Annotated in this window: 13 protein-coding genes; 1 reads left to right on the top strand and 12 read right to left on the bottom strand. The window is 36.9% G+C overall.

Translation table 11 applies throughout. The features are described from left to right. Positions 1-3: 3 nt before the first annotated feature. Positions 4-333, bottom strand: a complete 330-nt coding sequence (locus tag AAH582_RS06340; protein ID WP_343321559.1) for a nucleotide pyrophosphohydrolase — start codon at positions 331-333, stop codon at positions 4-6. A gap of 71 nt (positions 334-404) precedes the next feature. Then, positions 405-1,043 carry a hypothetical protein gene (locus AAH582_RS06335; protein ID WP_343321558.1) on the bottom strand — a complete coding sequence of 213 codons (639 nt, stop codon included), beginning with the start codon at positions 1,041-1,043 and terminating at the stop codon, positions 405-407. A gap of 183 nt (positions 1,044-1,226) precedes the next feature. On the opposite strand from AAH582_RS06335, the gene AAH582_RS06330 reads away from it, so the two are divergent. Further along, positions 1,227-2,210, top strand: coding sequence for a nucleotidyl transferase AbiEii/AbiGii toxin family protein (locus tag AAH582_RS06330; protein ID WP_343321557.1), 984 nt, complete (start codon positions 1,227-1,229; stop codon positions 2,208-2,210). 103 nt (positions 2,211-2,313) lie between these two features. Here AAH582_RS06330 and AAH582_RS06325 read toward each other — a convergent pair whose 3' ends face one another. The 10 genes from AAH582_RS06325 to AAH582_RS06280 form a co-directional block, all read right to left on the bottom strand. Further along, positions 2,314-4,182 (bottom strand): right-handed parallel beta-helix repeat-containing protein, encoded by a 1,869-nt coding sequence (locus AAH582_RS06325; RefSeq protein WP_343321556.1) that lies wholly within the window; start codon positions 4,180-4,182, stop codon positions 2,314-2,316. Positions 4,183-4,409: 227 nt separating this feature from the next. Then, positions 4,410-4,856 carry a nuclear transport factor 2 family protein gene (locus tag AAH582_RS06320; protein ID WP_343321555.1) on the bottom strand — a complete coding sequence of 149 codons (447 nt, stop codon included), beginning with the start codon at positions 4,854-4,856 and terminating at the stop codon, positions 4,410-4,412. A gap of 562 nt (positions 4,857-5,418) precedes the next feature. After that, a complete protein-coding gene (locus AAH582_RS06315; RefSeq protein ID WP_343321554.1) occupies positions 5,419-5,811 on the bottom strand; it encodes a hypothetical protein in 393 nt (130 codons plus the stop codon). Between the two features lie 380 nt (positions 5,812-6,191). Then, positions 6,192-6,638 (bottom strand): nuclear transport factor 2 family protein, encoded by a 447-nt coding sequence (locus AAH582_RS06310; protein WP_343321553.1) that lies wholly within the window; start codon positions 6,636-6,638, stop codon positions 6,192-6,194. 224 nt (positions 6,639-6,862) lie between these two features. Then, positions 6,863-8,722, bottom strand: coding sequence for a hypothetical protein (locus tag AAH582_RS06305; protein ID WP_343321552.1), 1,860 nt, complete (start codon positions 8,720-8,722; stop codon positions 6,863-6,865). A gap of 186 nt (positions 8,723-8,908) precedes the next feature. Beyond that, complete coding sequence (locus AAH582_RS06300; protein ID WP_343321551.1) at positions 8,909-9,355, bottom strand: nuclear transport factor 2 family protein; 447 nt, start codon at positions 9,353-9,355, stop codon at positions 8,909-8,911. Between the two features lie 185 nt (positions 9,356-9,540). Next, a complete protein-coding gene (locus tag AAH582_RS06295) occupies positions 9,541-11,541 on the bottom strand; it encodes a hypothetical protein (protein WP_343321550.1) in 2,001 nt (666 codons plus the stop codon). Positions 11,542-11,726: 185 nt separating this feature from the next. Next, positions 11,727-12,173 (bottom strand): nuclear transport factor 2 family protein, encoded by a 447-nt coding sequence (locus tag AAH582_RS06290; protein WP_343321549.1) that lies wholly within the window; start codon positions 12,171-12,173, stop codon positions 11,727-11,729. Positions 12,174-12,358: 185 nt separating this feature from the next. Continuing rightward, positions 12,359-14,548 carry a right-handed parallel beta-helix repeat-containing protein gene (locus AAH582_RS06285; RefSeq protein WP_343321548.1) on the bottom strand — a complete coding sequence of 730 codons (2,190 nt, stop codon included), beginning with the start codon at positions 14,546-14,548 and terminating at the stop codon, positions 12,359-12,361. Positions 14,549-14,776: 228 nt separating this feature from the next. Then, complete coding sequence (locus tag AAH582_RS06280; RefSeq protein WP_343321547.1) at positions 14,777-15,223, bottom strand: nuclear transport factor 2 family protein; 447 nt, start codon at positions 15,221-15,223, stop codon at positions 14,777-14,779. Positions 15,224-15,380 lie beyond the last annotated feature (157 nt).

The raw sequence follows: 15,380 nt of genomic DNA, 5'->3' as shown, positions 1-15,380 counted from the left end.
ATGCTACAGTTCGTTATATTTCTTTGCGGTTCCCTTGGCTTTTTCGACGGGGTATTTTTCGTTGTTAAGTTTCATCTTGTCCTCAACGATCTGCTTAATATCAAGTCCGTGCTTATCGGCAAGTAATAATGCATACATGAGCACATCGGCAAGCTCGTTCTTTAACTTTTCAGGATTAGCATCCTCATTCCCTTTCCAAAGGAAAAGCTCCAGGAGCTCGGAAGCTTCAATGCTCAATGCCACCGCAAGATCCTTGGAATTGTGAAACTGCTCCCAATCTCTTGCATCTCTAAATGCTCTGATCTGTGCTATTAACTGATGAATATCTGACATGATAAAATCTTTTAACTAAAAACTGGCCTTTGTCCAAATATCCGAAATATTGTTTGGGAATGAAAGGACGATTATTTAAGGTTATTGCCGAAAGTAAAAAGAAATAGTTCTATTTGATCCTCCTTAACTTGCATCTGCTTCGCAAGTTCATGTATCTTTTGAATATAATTTAAGTAGTAGCGATACCCGTTTTCGACCGAAATCTTATTGAAGCTATTAAACTCTTCAAATTTTTGACTTCTGAAAATGCGAATAATTCTTTCGTCCAAAATTAGTGCGGAACCTCCATCAACCAATGATACTCCCAGAAAATATAAGAGTTTCGAATAGGTTGACAAACCCAGACTTCTAATTTTTCCAAGTTCTTTGTGAGCTTCTTCAAAAGTCTCGGGTGAACATGAACTTTCAATACTCCTTAATATAGAACATATCGACTCCATCTGATCTTTATATATGTTAAAGAAATGTTTCCCTCTCATACCGGCCGAATATCCCCATAAAATTGTCTTAAGAACGACTAAGTAAATTTCAGTTGTCTCTTTAATATCTCGTCTACTCAACGTTATAGAAAGATTATCTCCGAACAATTGTATAAAATCGTGATCCTCCAATTGTTTTACCCAATTGCTTGCCTTAACATCGAAGGCTTGTTCATTAACAGGAAGACAGGCTATCAGATCACGATATCTAAAAATAGATTTACGCTCCATAAACATTAAAATATATTATCGGTTAAATTAGAGTTTGGAAAAAGGTCATTTAGTCCAAAAACAGGCTTAATATTACCAATATAACTAAAACAAATATTTAGTCATAGAGTTAATTGAAGTAATTTTCAAAAACATTAATAATCCATTCAATAGAAATGGGGTGCGGATTAAATTTTTCTTGATATGCTCCTACACAAAAATGTCCTACGGTTTACCGAAGTAATCAATGCAACTGCAAATCTGCTTAACATAAATTCAAGCTATGTAGAAAAAGACTATTGGCAAATATTCGCAATACATGTACTCCAACAAAATAAATTGAGTGATGATATCATATTAAAAGGTGGGACTGCACTGTCGAAATGTTTTGAGCTCGTTAAAAGAGCTCCTGACGACATTGATTTTGTTGTTGCGAGAAAGGACGGTGAAACAGACAGTAAGTTAAAGTCGAAATTAAAAAAAATAAATAGTATCCTTTCAAAGGATCTTCCCGAAATTGCAATAGATGGGCTAACAAGAAAAATGGGAATGAACCGTAAAACTGCACATTCTTATTGGAAGCCTAGTGACAGTAAATACTGCCCAAAGAATAATCTTGTCGTTATCGACTATAGCTGGTTGGGTGAATTCAAACCATACAGCAAACGTTCATGTAATTCGATTATTGGTAATGCTTTAAAAAATAACGGACAAAATGCCCTCGTGGAACAATTTCTGCTATTTCCAATTGACATAAATGTACTAGATCCGTTCAGAACATTCTGCGAAAAAATTATGAGTCTTGTCCGTTGTTCCTATTCGGACGTTCCTATCCCCAATCTAGTTAAAAAGATCAAACATACTTATGACCTCCATCAATTACTCCAATATGAGGAATTTAAGTTTTTCCTTCAATCAGATGAGTTTTTAAAAATGATGATGAACGTCGCCATCAGAGATTCAAAAAGCCTGAGAAATAATAATATATGGCTCAAGCATCATCCTATAGAAAGTTTATTCTTTGATAAATTGCCAGGTAACTGGATAATTCACTTTAGTCAAGTTTACAATACCGAATTTAGCGCTGTTGTACATGGTGATCTTCCTTCCGATATCCAGATTTTAGAGACATTAGTTTTGATCAAAAACAGATTAAAAGGAATGTTTTGGAATATAGAGATTTCTTAGACTGACTTAAATCGGATAGTGCTAATGCTATATTACAACAATAGCATTAGCAATGATCTTATTTTCTTGGCGACATAACACTAATATCCGACAGAGAGATTGATTAAGTAGCTACTATCCCCGCGGATCGAAGCTTGTTTTTCAAATCTCTGAGTTCCGTTAGAATAGCTTGAACTTCTGATTGTGTATACACAGCACTTAACTCTGTAGCAATATCTAAAGACTTAAATGATTGATTTAATAAGCCTTTTAATGTGATACTTCCAGATCTAAACGGAGTCGCAGAGGAGTTACCCATTTGAACAATGTTATCTTGTATTATATTGCTCGCGATACTAATAATGTTTCCGTCAACAGGATTATTAATACCGTAAAAATTATTTCCAATAATTGAAATTCTTGGAGAGCTTGTCGATGTCTCTAGTCTCAGTCCCACCGTCGATAATTTTGTATTTCTAGAATCACTTACTATATTATTTGATACAACGATATTATTACTGGCACCAGCAATATAAATTGCTATTCCAGTGGCATCTGTAATATTGTTATTATTTAAAATTACATTCTCGCATCCAGTAATCCCAATACCAGTAGCCTGAATACCAACAGTTTTACAATCAGCTATATTAATATTTTTTGAATTATTTAGCTGAAAACCCCTTACTATCAATTTGGGTTGTTGAACGAGTATATCTTTAAAAGTGGAATTGATAGTATTACTACAGCTTATTCCTGTACTAACGGCTCCTATTATTTTTATGCCAGTCAATGTAAGGTTTTTGCAAGGAACGGTTTCTGTCCCTTCTATTGAAATGCCCATGCCTCCTTGGGATGATGTTATATTATTAATTATAACATTGCTAATATTAACATCTTCTACGGACTGACCAGAATCTACAGTCATTCGTATTCCCGTTCCTCCTGAATCCGACAATGTCACATTGCTCAAATTAATAGATTTTCCACCTCTAAAACGTATACATCCTACTTGATTGTCTCCCTTAGATACTCTAATCCCTATAACATTTGATATATTTATATTCTCCATTGTACCAGCGGAGACTGAATTATAAATAAGTGAAATAATACTTCTTTTACAATCTTGAGCTATTACATTTACGATATTAATATTTCTAAGATATTTTGACAGATTTGAAGTTTCTATATTTATCGACATATAATTATTATTCGTCGAATACAGACCATTTACTTGCCAATTTTCTCCCTCAAATATTCCTAAATCAGATTGGCCTATTTTATCAAAATAGACATTATTAATAGAAACATTATCGGCACCTCCATACCAGGATACCAAGCCGAAACCACCGTAAGATAAAGTATCAAATGCATTTCTAAAAAAAACATCGCTTATCTTAATGTCATTACAAGACTCTCTGAGTTCCAGAATAGAATTTCTAAAAATATTGACTTGATTGAAACCATTGGCGTCTAGATTTATATTTTCAATCGTAAAATGAGAAATAGCTATTGCTCTTAATAAATAGTTCTCATCAGTTGTTTGACCAGGTGAAACAGAATTGTCTTTCCACATTATTGTAGAAGAATGTTTATCTTCTCCCAAAATACTACTATTACTCTTTAAAAAAAGGCTATCTGAAACTGCCAATCTTCCCTTGGGGATATAAATAATAGCCTGCTTATTGAGACAATTTTGAAATTGCACCAAATTATCAGTTACACCATCTAATATGCAACCGTAATATCTAACATCTATATAACTTCCAAATTTGTGTTCCAATTTAATCCCACCTGTTTCGATAACGCTCCCCCCATCATCGGGTTCTGTTGCCGAAGATAAATAGTAATAGATTGGAGCAGGCGTATCTCCTGCCTGATAATAGCCTAAAAGCTGTACACTTGAATAGGTTCCGTTTGTCAATCCCGTAATTTCAGCTGCAGATAGCGCACGCATATCTTCCATCGTATTTTTAATAAGAAGTTGATTTACCATAATGTTATTTCTTTAAATCTTACACAAACTTAGGCTTCATTCAAGGGCTATTTAAGTGAAAAGCTCCCAATGTAAGCGGTAGAATACGACTACCGAAAAGTCTAGACGAAAGGCACGCCTAAAAAGCAAAAAGCCACATCTCCCGACATGGCCATAAATAAACAGATGATTCACTAGTGGTTTGTCTTTTATTACTGGCAAACCACTAATTATTTAAATTCTATTTACTATTTATACGAATTGATCGATTTGTATACTTTCCAGTCATTACCCACACGCTCCAAGGTAACTAAATCTGTTTTGGTGAAGTTCTCAAATTTCAACGTCACTTTAGCCACCATATAGTCTGCCGATTCTTCAAGGATATCAGTGCTTACTGTACAGTTCAGCTTTTCGCCTTTTTGCTTTTTCAATAGTTTAACTACCGCACTACGGCTGTTAGACCGTGCATTGGCAGCTTGGATCTTTTGTTTAAAATCAGCTGCAAATAACTGCTCCACTCCTGCTGATTCGCCCTCTGTTGTGACCGCAACATAATGATCCAAAGCCAAGTCTGCTGTAGAAAGGTTAACGTTTGCTTTTGTTGCTTTTGCTCCTGGTCCTTCAGCTGCCATAGCTAAAGTAGATACTGCGATTAAGGCTGCTGCTGCGAATGTTTTTACTAGCGTTTTCATAATGTCTTTTTTTATAGTATTAGTTTTTTAGTTCTTATTTGTTGACTCAAAACTACAACACAATACGCTTCTAGCCTATCGGCTTTAGACTAACGATCAGGAAAACTCGGTGAATGACGGGAATAGGTAGGTAAGTCTGCTTCGTATCAGATTCGTACCACGTTCGGATCATCAATAGATATTGTACAGACACCCAACAGACCTTGTCCAGTCTCTGTACAGGGAAAAACTGTTCAGATACTGGTCAACAATAGAACCCTCCCCGACCTAATCCGAAGGCTGTACGAAGCAAGTACGAACAAGACTCCTATAAAAGTTATTTAAACTCATCCGAATAACAGATTTTCATAATTGCTAAAATCAGAATTTTATATTTTACAACATGGACAAACAGAAACTGCTAACCATAATAGCTCAGGCCGAACCATAGTGATCGATCGATGTTGAACAAATGGAACTAGCATCCCCTTTTCAAAAGTGCAGGTCTAAATAAAATCACTAATTGTTGGGGAATCAAATTATAAGCTTTAGCCATAGCTGAGTTATAGAAAACTAGCCGTTTTCAATCATCCTGACTTTCAATCAAATCTCTAATGCTATTTGACCGGTCAATTATTTTTAGCCAATTCTCTTTTGCAAATTCCTCTTTCATGGTAAATATCCTGTTGTAAAAAAATTCTTTTGTTTGAGAAAACGTCCATCGGGCTCCGGAATCTTTGAAGTGGATTTTGTACTTTGACCTTAAGCCAGTTCGAGATAAAAAATCCGTACTTCTAGTTTTATGGGTCGCTATATAAATTATGCCATCGGAGCTTACGAATCTTTTATTTAGAATGTATTTATCAAAAAAATCATCATCACTTGAATGATAGTAACCATCAAACATCAAAAGCTCCGTGATCAACTCTAAATTCCACTCAATAAAATCTATTTGTATAATAGGGAATTCCATCATTAGCTTCCCCGGTATCTCTATATTCGATTAAAGTTATCAAAAAAATCACTCCAATAAAACTATTTCAAATCTACAGCTGTTCTTACTATACAAAACGGCTACAAGCTACCTTTCGAAAGAAAGGTTCAACATAAAAATTGGCGTCGTACAGTGAAAATCCAATAGTCTTTAAAAACATTGGATGACGAAACAAAAAAGAGGAAACGATAGGAAACATAAAAATTACTGTACAGATAAGCGCTAAGAGAAAGGGTCTGATGAGAATCAGGCCCTTTTGACGTAAAAAAGCCAGATTTCAAAATCCGGCTTCTAAACTAAACTTAAACATATGATTCACTAGTGCTCTACCTATAGCTTCGCAGAGCACTAGTTCTTGAGATTTATTTATATGAATTAATTGATTTGGATACTTTCCAGTCATTAGCCACACGCTCCAAGGTAACTAAGTCCGTTTTGGTGAAGTTCTCAAATTTCAAGGTTACTTTAGCGACCATATAATCTGCAGATTCTTCTAAAATATCAGTGCTAACTGTGCAGTTCAGCTTCTCTCCTTTTTGCTTTTTCAATAGTTTAACTACGGCACTACGGCTGTTAGACTGCGCATTGGTAGCTTGGATCTTTTGATTAAAATCAGCTGCGAATAACTGCTCTACTCCTGCTGATTCTCCTTCAGTCGTTACCGCAACATAGTGCTCTAAAGCGAAATCTGCAGTGGAAAGGTTAATGTTAACTTTTATTGCTTTTGCTCCAGGTCCTTCAGCTGCCATAGCGAAAGTTGATACGGCGATTAAAGCTGCTGCTGTGAATGTTTTTACTAGCGTTTTCATAATGTCTTTTTTATTGTGTTAGTTCTGTTGTTCTTATTTGTTGACTCAAAACTACAACACAATACGCCCCTAGCCTATTGGCTTTAGACCAACGATCAGTAAAACTCGGTGAATGGACAAAAGTAACAGGTAAATAAAAAATGTGAAGTTCTTTTTGAACTTCACATCACAATTCTTACAATGAAATATTCTAGCTTTGAAAATCCATCTGGTGATATCTAACTCTAGTTTATGTTAATCCAAGTTGTACCATTCCAAAATACAATCTTTTGATCCGTCTTGTTGAACCACAATAGTGTTCCAGTAGTTATTGTTGGTCTATTGGGCCAGGTAGATGCGCGCATCAAATTGCCTCCGATCAATTGCCATCCTTCTTTTGTAGCTAACAATTTGATGCTCTGATCTTGCTCAGTCAGGACCAAATAGTTTGTTTTTGCGCCATCAATTAGCATAGAATCCCCATTTTGGCAACTTATATTCGTAGAATTAGCAATATTTTGTTTGAACTCCAAAATGCTTCCTATCCAGTTAGAAGAAAGTGGAATTTGCTGAGTACCTGCTGTATTTATAATTACCCTACCACCAAATGTTTTACAAACATTTTCTAAGCTTAGTAAAGATGAAATGGAGTACTCAGGCTGTTTCACAAAAGCTATATTCCCCGTAGTTGTGCCATTATAGGAGAATAAATCATAAGCTGAAGTTCTTCTATTATCGGTATCAATACGGATATTTAGATTTTTTATCGCTTTAACATCGTTGGCTAGATAAACACCCGTATAATGCAATGGGGTTGTCCGTGTATCTCGTATTTTTGCATTTATATTGAAGTTGCCGATATCAAATGTCGCATCATAGCTTGCAAAAATAACAATCGGACTTCGTTGTAAATCTTGCGCAGCCCCCGAACCTACCACTCCATTTCCGGCATCTTCAATATATACGTCGATGTCTAAAGGGGGCGCTTTATCAATATCCCAAGCCGAAAGGGATAGACCTACATTCTTCGATTTAATAATCGATCCCTGATATTTGATATAACCCGTTAATTTATTTATCCAAGGATTAGCCGAGCCAAAGCCATTGATATAGGTACCAACATCATCCTTTATGGACTGGTGACCTGTAATGATAATGTCCATTGATTTTGCGGCTTGTTTAGTAAATGTACCCATAGTGAATAATAAACCTACAGCATTATTTTCTGTTACAGGGTCTATTATCCTCAATCCAGAAATCTTTTCTATATCCTTTTCATTGGCTTCTATATCGATACCGGCCATCGGAGCTGTTCCTCTAACGTCTCTGCAAATGGGTCTTATAATCCTTACGTTATGACCATTGATAAAACCAATACCGTTTCTTCTACTTCTAGTAGCCTTAATATCAGTTAAAGTGATATTTGTTGGCAGCTGATCTGCGATATCATTCCCTATATACCAACCGTCACCGCCTCCACCTATACATTCTATGCCAGAGATATTGACATCAATACAGTTCAATAACGTAACAACATGTCTGAACTGGTTATCATAGTCTTCGGGGGATACAAACTTTGCACCGTATCCCTCAATATTTATATTGCTGGCACCTCCAGTAATTTTTAAAGATCGATCTTGACTGTTTGTATAACTTGGCTTAAAAATAAGATAACTCCCTGCTGTTACTTTAATATTCAGGTTGCTGTTAGTGATTTCGAATGAGCTTGAAAAATATTTACCGTTTATGGTAAGATGTCCTTTAACCTTTGAAATATAAGATAAAGCATTGAGTATTTTTAGCTTATTATCCGTGCCTGAATAGTTAATTTCATCTCCGTCAGCAATTGCTCCAAAATGGCTCAGATCAATACTCTCTTTTGACGTTTGTAATTTAATTGAACCCACCGCAATTACACTCCCTCCATCATCGGGATCTGTTGTTGATGACAGATAGTAATTAATCGGACATGGCGTATCTCCAGCTTGATAATAGCCTAGAAGCTGTACACCTGAATAGGTTCCATTTGTTAATGCTGTAATTTCAGCTGCAGATAATGCTCGCATATCTGCCATAGTGTTTTTGATAAGAAATTGATTTGCCATAATGTTGTTGTTTTTAAATCTTACAAACTTAGACCTCATTCAAGTGCTATTTGAGTGAAAAGTATCCAATGTAAGCGGTAGAATACAACTACCGAAAAGTTGTGCGGATGGGCGACCATAAAACACAAAAAAGCCACGTCTCCCGATATGGCTTTACAACATATATATATTTATTTGAAATCGCTCTTATTTATATGAATTGATCGATTTGGATACTTTCCAGTCATTACCCACACGCTCCAAAGTAACTAAATCTGTTTTGGTGAAGTTTTCAAATTTCAACGTCACTTTAGCGACCATATAGTCTGCCGATTCCTCGATGATATCTGTGCTTACTGTACAGTTTAGCTTTTCACCTTTTTGTTTTTTCAAGGATTTAACAACTTCGCTACGGCTGTTACTTTGTGCATTGGTAGCTTGGATCTTTTGATTAAAATCAGCTGCAAATAACTGCTCTAAGCCTGCTGATTCGCCCTCCGTAGTTACCGCAACATAGTGCTCTAAAGCAAAGTCTGCTGTAGAAAGGTTAACGTTTGCTTTTGTTGCTTTTGCTCCAGGTCCTTCAGCTGCCATAGCGAAAGTAGATACTGCGATTAGGGCTGCTGCTGTGAATGTTTTTACTAGAGTTTTCATAATGTCTTTATTTTATTGTGTTAGTTCTGTTGTTCTTATTTGTTGACTCAAAACTACAACACAATAGGCCCTTAGCCTACGGGCTTTAGACCAACGCTCAGGAAAACTCGGTGAATAGTGGGAATGGGTAGGTGAAAATAAAAGTAATAAGGCCATAATTGTGATATGACCTTATTCCCTTCAGGCTAACTAGCTTGTTGACCGCTATTTCGATCTGCTTGCAACTTAGCATTTAATATTGTTTTTAAATCGTTAGCCAAAGCAATCACAGAATTGAGGTCTGTAGCAGCCGATAATATACTATTTGGTACAGCAGAAGACTCTTTCACAGAGCCGTAAATTGACGTCTCTGCTTTCGGCCGTTCCATAATCCAATCGGTTCCTTTAACATTTGAAGTGCCATTAGTTATTCTTACCCAATCGCTATTCACCGGATTAATAGCTATAACTTTATCTCCAATTAGCCAGGATCGGGATGAAGTAGTTGGCACATCTGCTAATCTACAAGCAATATTGTTTATGTTAATCGGATAGAGTACTAGACCAGAGCCCTGATTGTTAATTGCAATTTCACGTTTATCGATAAAAACATTATCATAAATATAGCTATCAGCTAGCTGTTCAGCACCTAAAGTAATGTTGCTTGACGTGCTTTTATTCTTGATTATATTATCATTAATCTTCAGATCCTTCGTATTCTTAAAGATATATATTGGCGCCCCTAAACTCGTTTCCAGACTATTACCCTGAATATCAAAATTGCTTTCAAAATTTCCATTTTGTTGAAAAATACAAAAGTTAACGGAGGTGATTTGGTTATTTGAAATCTTTATATTTTTGCATGGAAGCTCTTGATTCATCGAGTTTTTAAGCAGATAAATACCTCTTAGATGATTGCTGATAATATTGTCTGCGATATTTACGTTCTGCATCACAATATCTGAGTATATACCAAAACTCGTTCCCTCTTTAGCATCTATAACGTTATTAGCAATATTGCAATTAATAACTCGGCCAAGATCGATATCTGCTCTTCCACATTCACAATCTGATATCGTATTTGTTATAATATCCAAATTCCGGGTTTTGGTAAAAGGACCATGAGAGCCAATAGCAGCACCGTAGCCTGCATTTCCTTTTCTTAAACCTCTTATAGTGTTTCCTGTAATATTTATCGTATCACAATCTATTACTAAGGTATCTGTTCCATCATTAGGCGAAAAAGAAGTAATCCAAAAGCCTCCCACTCCACCTTCAAGAACATTTCCTGTACAGGTAACATTTTTGGCAGCCATTATTTTAACACTATACTCAAATCCCGTAGAATATTCGGTTTTGTTTTGCATACGGAATACATTATTTGATAGCACATGGTTTTCTCCACCCTTAGTCGAAAGTCCCGTATTAATGGCGTAGTAAATATGATGACGTTCTACTGTCTCATCAAAATAATTTTCTGTTGTTAAAGTATCATAGCTTTCCTGAAAAACAATACCATAACCTCCTGCATTGACTGTTGGTACATAAATCATATTATAAAAGGAATTGAGTGTAAACGTCCAACGTCTATTTTTATAATTTAGCAATATCCCACCTGTCCATCCATCCATTCGAATCCCCTCTACCCTTCCGTTAGACGCAACATCTCCTATGGCAATGGCATAACCAACCCTCGTCGAATTCATATTACCAAGAATAGTACCTTGTCCCACAATTACAACACCTGTTGTTGCATTGGCCACTTCAATTCCATTTCCATTAGCCAAACTCGTTTTTTGTAAAACACACCTTGAAGTTAGTTCTAGCTTAAAATCGCTTTTATTGATTATTAATGCAGTTGTAAAGCTATATTGATCGTCAATGACCAAGTGATTTGTTACCAATTTTGCTTTGTCAAATACAGCGTTAATATTAGCTGCAACTTGTGCCCCAAAGTATCGCACGTCTAAAGGTCCAGTAAATTTATGTTCAAGCTTAATACTTCCAGTAGCGACAACACTCCCGCCGTCGTCTGAACCCGTTGTCTCTGATAAACTGTAAACAATAGGACCAGGTGTATCACCTGCTTGATAATAACCCAGAAGTTGCACGCCTAGATAAGTACCATCCTGTAATTCGGCAATTTCACATGCACATAAGTTGCGCAAATCTGCCATTGTCTTTTTGATTAGAAATTGTTTTGCCATAATGTTGTTGTTTTTAATTCCTACACAAACTTAGGCTTCATTCAAGGGCTATTTGAGTGAAAAGCATCCAATGTAAGCGGTAGAATACAACTACCGAAAAGTGAGCCGATGGACAACCATAAAGCGTAAAAAAGCCACATCTTCCGACGTGGCTTCACAACTTATATATTTGTTAGGGATGGCTCTTATTTATACAGATTGATCGATTTGGATACTTTCCAGTCATTGCCTACACGCTCCAAAGTAACTAAATCTGTTTTGGTGAAGTTTTCAAATTTCAAAGTGACTTTAGCCAACATATAGTCTGCTGACTCTTCAAGGACATCGGTGCTCACTCTACAGTTCAACTTCTCTCCTTTTTGTTTTTTCAAGGATTTAATCACTTCGCTACGGGGGTTAGACTGCGCATTGGTAGCTTGGATCTTTTGATTAAAATCAGCTGCAAATAACTGCTCTACGCCTGCTGATTCTCCCTCCGTAGTTACCGCAACATAGTGTTCTAAAGCGAAATCTGCTGTGGAAAGGCTAACGTTTGCTTTTGACGATTTTGCTCCAGGTCCTTCAGCTGCCATAGCAAATGTAGATACTGCGATTAAAGCTGCTGCTGCGAATGTTTTTACTAGCATTTTCATAATGTCTTTATTTTATTGTGTTAGTTCTGTTGTTCTTATTTGTTGACTCAAAACTACAACACAATAGGCCCCTAGCCTATTGACTTTAGACCAACGTTCGGGAAAACTCGGTGAATAGCGGGAATAGGGAGGTTAAAATAAAAGTAATAAGGCCATAATTGCGATACGGCCTTCTTTCCTTCAGGCTAAATAGCTTGTTGACCGCTATTTCGATCTGCTTGCAACTTAGCATTTAATATTGTTTTTAAATCATTCGTCAAAGCAATCACAGAATTGAGGTCTGTAGCATTGGGTAGTAGACTATTTGTAACGGAAGTTGACTGAGAAACCAAGCCCTTCGCTGCTGTTGTAGCGTTTTGAAAAATACTTATCCAACCTGTATTTCCGCCCCCTGTTCTTTTTATCCAAATGGATGATACGCCAGCCTCATTAATTTCATTGTATCTGGACCCCTGCCTCGCTACAACTACCCCCTCTGGGCTACCAACGCCAGCATATTCACCCAAAAATCCAAATGGTATAAAATTACGCCCATCGGGAGCATTATTGTACCAGCCGTAGGTATATTTGAGCTGGGGATCCGAGTGCTGTACCACAGCATTAACATTTTTGAGAACATCGCCCACTTGCCATGTCCCTGAAACTGTTGCCAGTCCATTAATTGTTTGGGTTTGCCATGCGTTTGAACCTATTTCCTGATTACGCCTTGCACTGTTCGCTACAGAGATTTGAGTATTGATATTATTAAAGCATCTATTGTTCATCGATTTGACATTCGTTACCGAGGGAGCATTGGCAATAATCCCGTTAGTCTGTGTTCGATCTCCACCAATACGGCTATCATAACAGATGTTATCAACAACATCGATATTGTCACTCGTAAACGTTCCAGTAGGGATCACGCTAATTCCGTCACCGACTGAGTCAACAATTGTATTACCTATAAATTGACAATTATTACCATTCAAAAGCCTGATCCCAGTATTGCCAGCATTATTGATCATATTATTTTTAACCAAGGTGTTGCTTCCATTCACCGTAATACCTTGTAATACTGACTTTATAATTCGGTTATCCAAAATCGTATTAAACCCCAAATTGGATCCCACCTCAATACCAGTCCGTTGTGGTTCAATGATCTTATTATTTGATACCGTACAATTTGAACCGTTGCTTGAGATCAAAATACCATGACCCTGTGGTTTTACAATGATATTATCGGATGCAATACAATTATCGCCGGCCAATCTAATGCCATAGAAAATAATGAAAAAATTAGTGGTATTCATCGCAGTATCTAAATAGAGATTCTTGATGGTATTGTTCGAGAAAATAATACGGCGTGAATAATTTATTCCATCTGGAAAAGTAGGGCTTACAGGAACAACATGGCTCTCACATTTGAATCCCCCTCCAGCTCCGTCAACCGTATTATTAGACACAACGATATCTATACATCCCCCCGAACAGTCAACAGCCAGCCCACTACCGTACTGATTTGTCGGTTCGGGAATCACTCGGCCTACATTCACAAAATTATTGTTGGATACCGTAGCGTTCGCTACTTCATTAAACCCAACTCCGTGATTACCTGTTTCGGTAAAATAGCAATCTGTAATACGAACATTTGTAGTCAATGGATGCGGGTAAGGTTCTGCCGCTCTACCATAACTTTGGATACCGGAGCTCCATGAACGTTTAATACAACAATTGGTAATGTTGATATTATCCACCGCGCCGTCATAAATGGGTTTGAAATAAATTAAAAACTCTGCGCCGTCTACATCCCACTCTCCGATAGGATTTTCAGGTAAAATGGGAAACCGGTTCGTTGTAGCACCTCCGTCCAATTGTAAATTATGAAATGAGATGTTCTTGTGATCGGATAGTTTAAACATCCATTTTACGGTCTTCGAAATTGAAAATCGCTCATGCTTAAATTCAAGATGACTTCCATTTCCATCACCATATATCAAACATGCTGTTGGCGGAATTAAAGTATCAGTGATGAGGTAGTGACCTGTAGGAAAATAAACGGATGATACATGAGCTTTATTGGCATAAGTTAACGTCTTCTGTATTGCCTGGGTATCGTCTAGAATAAAATTACCTCTTGTGCCAAAATATTGAACATTCACCTCTCCAACAAAATCATGTTGAAGCTTTATAGTGCTTAACTCGATCACACTCCCTCCATCATCGGGATCTGTTGTGAACGAGATATAATAATCGATCGGACCGGGAGTGTCCCCTGCCTGATAATACCCTAGGAGTTGTACACCTGAATAGGTTCCATTTGTTAATGCTGTAATTTCGGCTGCAGATAATGCCCGCATATCTGCCATGGTGTTTTTGATAAGAAGTTGATTTGCCATAATGTTTTTGTTTTAAATTCTTACACAAACTTAGGCTTCATTCAAGGGTTATTTGAGTGAAAAGCATCCAATGTAAGCGGTAGAATACATCTACCGAAAAGTTGAGCCGATGCGCAACCATAAAACACAAAAAGCCATATCTTTCGACATGGCTTCTAAACTAAACTTAAACATATGATTCACTAGTGGTTTGTCTTTTATTTCTGGCAAACCACCAGTTATTGGATACTACTTATACGAATTAATTGATTTAGATACTTTCCAATCATTGCCTTCGCGCTCCAAAGTAACTAGATCTGTTTTGGTAAAGTTTTCAAATTTCAAAGTGACTTTAGCCAACATATAGTCTGCTGATTCCTCGATGATATCAGTGCTTACTGTACAGTTCAGTTTTTCTCCTTTTTGCTTTTTCAATAATTTAACTACCGCACTACGGCTGTTAGATTGTGCATTGGAAGATTGGATCTTTTGATTGAAATCAGTTGCGAATAACTGGTCTACCCCTGCTGATTCTCCCTCCGTAGTGACCGCAACATAGTGCTCTAAAGCGAAATCTGCTGTGGAAAGGTTAACGTTTGCTTTTGTTGCATTTGCTCCAGGTCCATCAGCTGCCATAGCGAAAGTTGATAATGCGATTAAAGCTGCTGCTGCGAATGTTTTTACTAAGGTTTTCATAATGTCTTTTTTATAGTGTTAGTTTTTAGTTCTTATTTATTGGCTCAAAACTACGACACAATAGGCCCCTAGCCTATGGCCTTTAGACCAACGATCAGGAAAACTCGGTAAATGGTGGGAATAGGGAGGTGAAAGTTATCATTCGAATTAACGATTC

This window comes from Sphingobacterium multivorum (assembly GCF_039511225.1).
Classification (GTDB): Bacteria; Bacteroidota; Bacteroidia; order Sphingobacteriales; family Sphingobacteriaceae; genus Sphingobacterium.
Note: the sequence above shows the minus strand (reverse complement) of the source record. Positions and strands in the feature narration are given on the sequence as shown.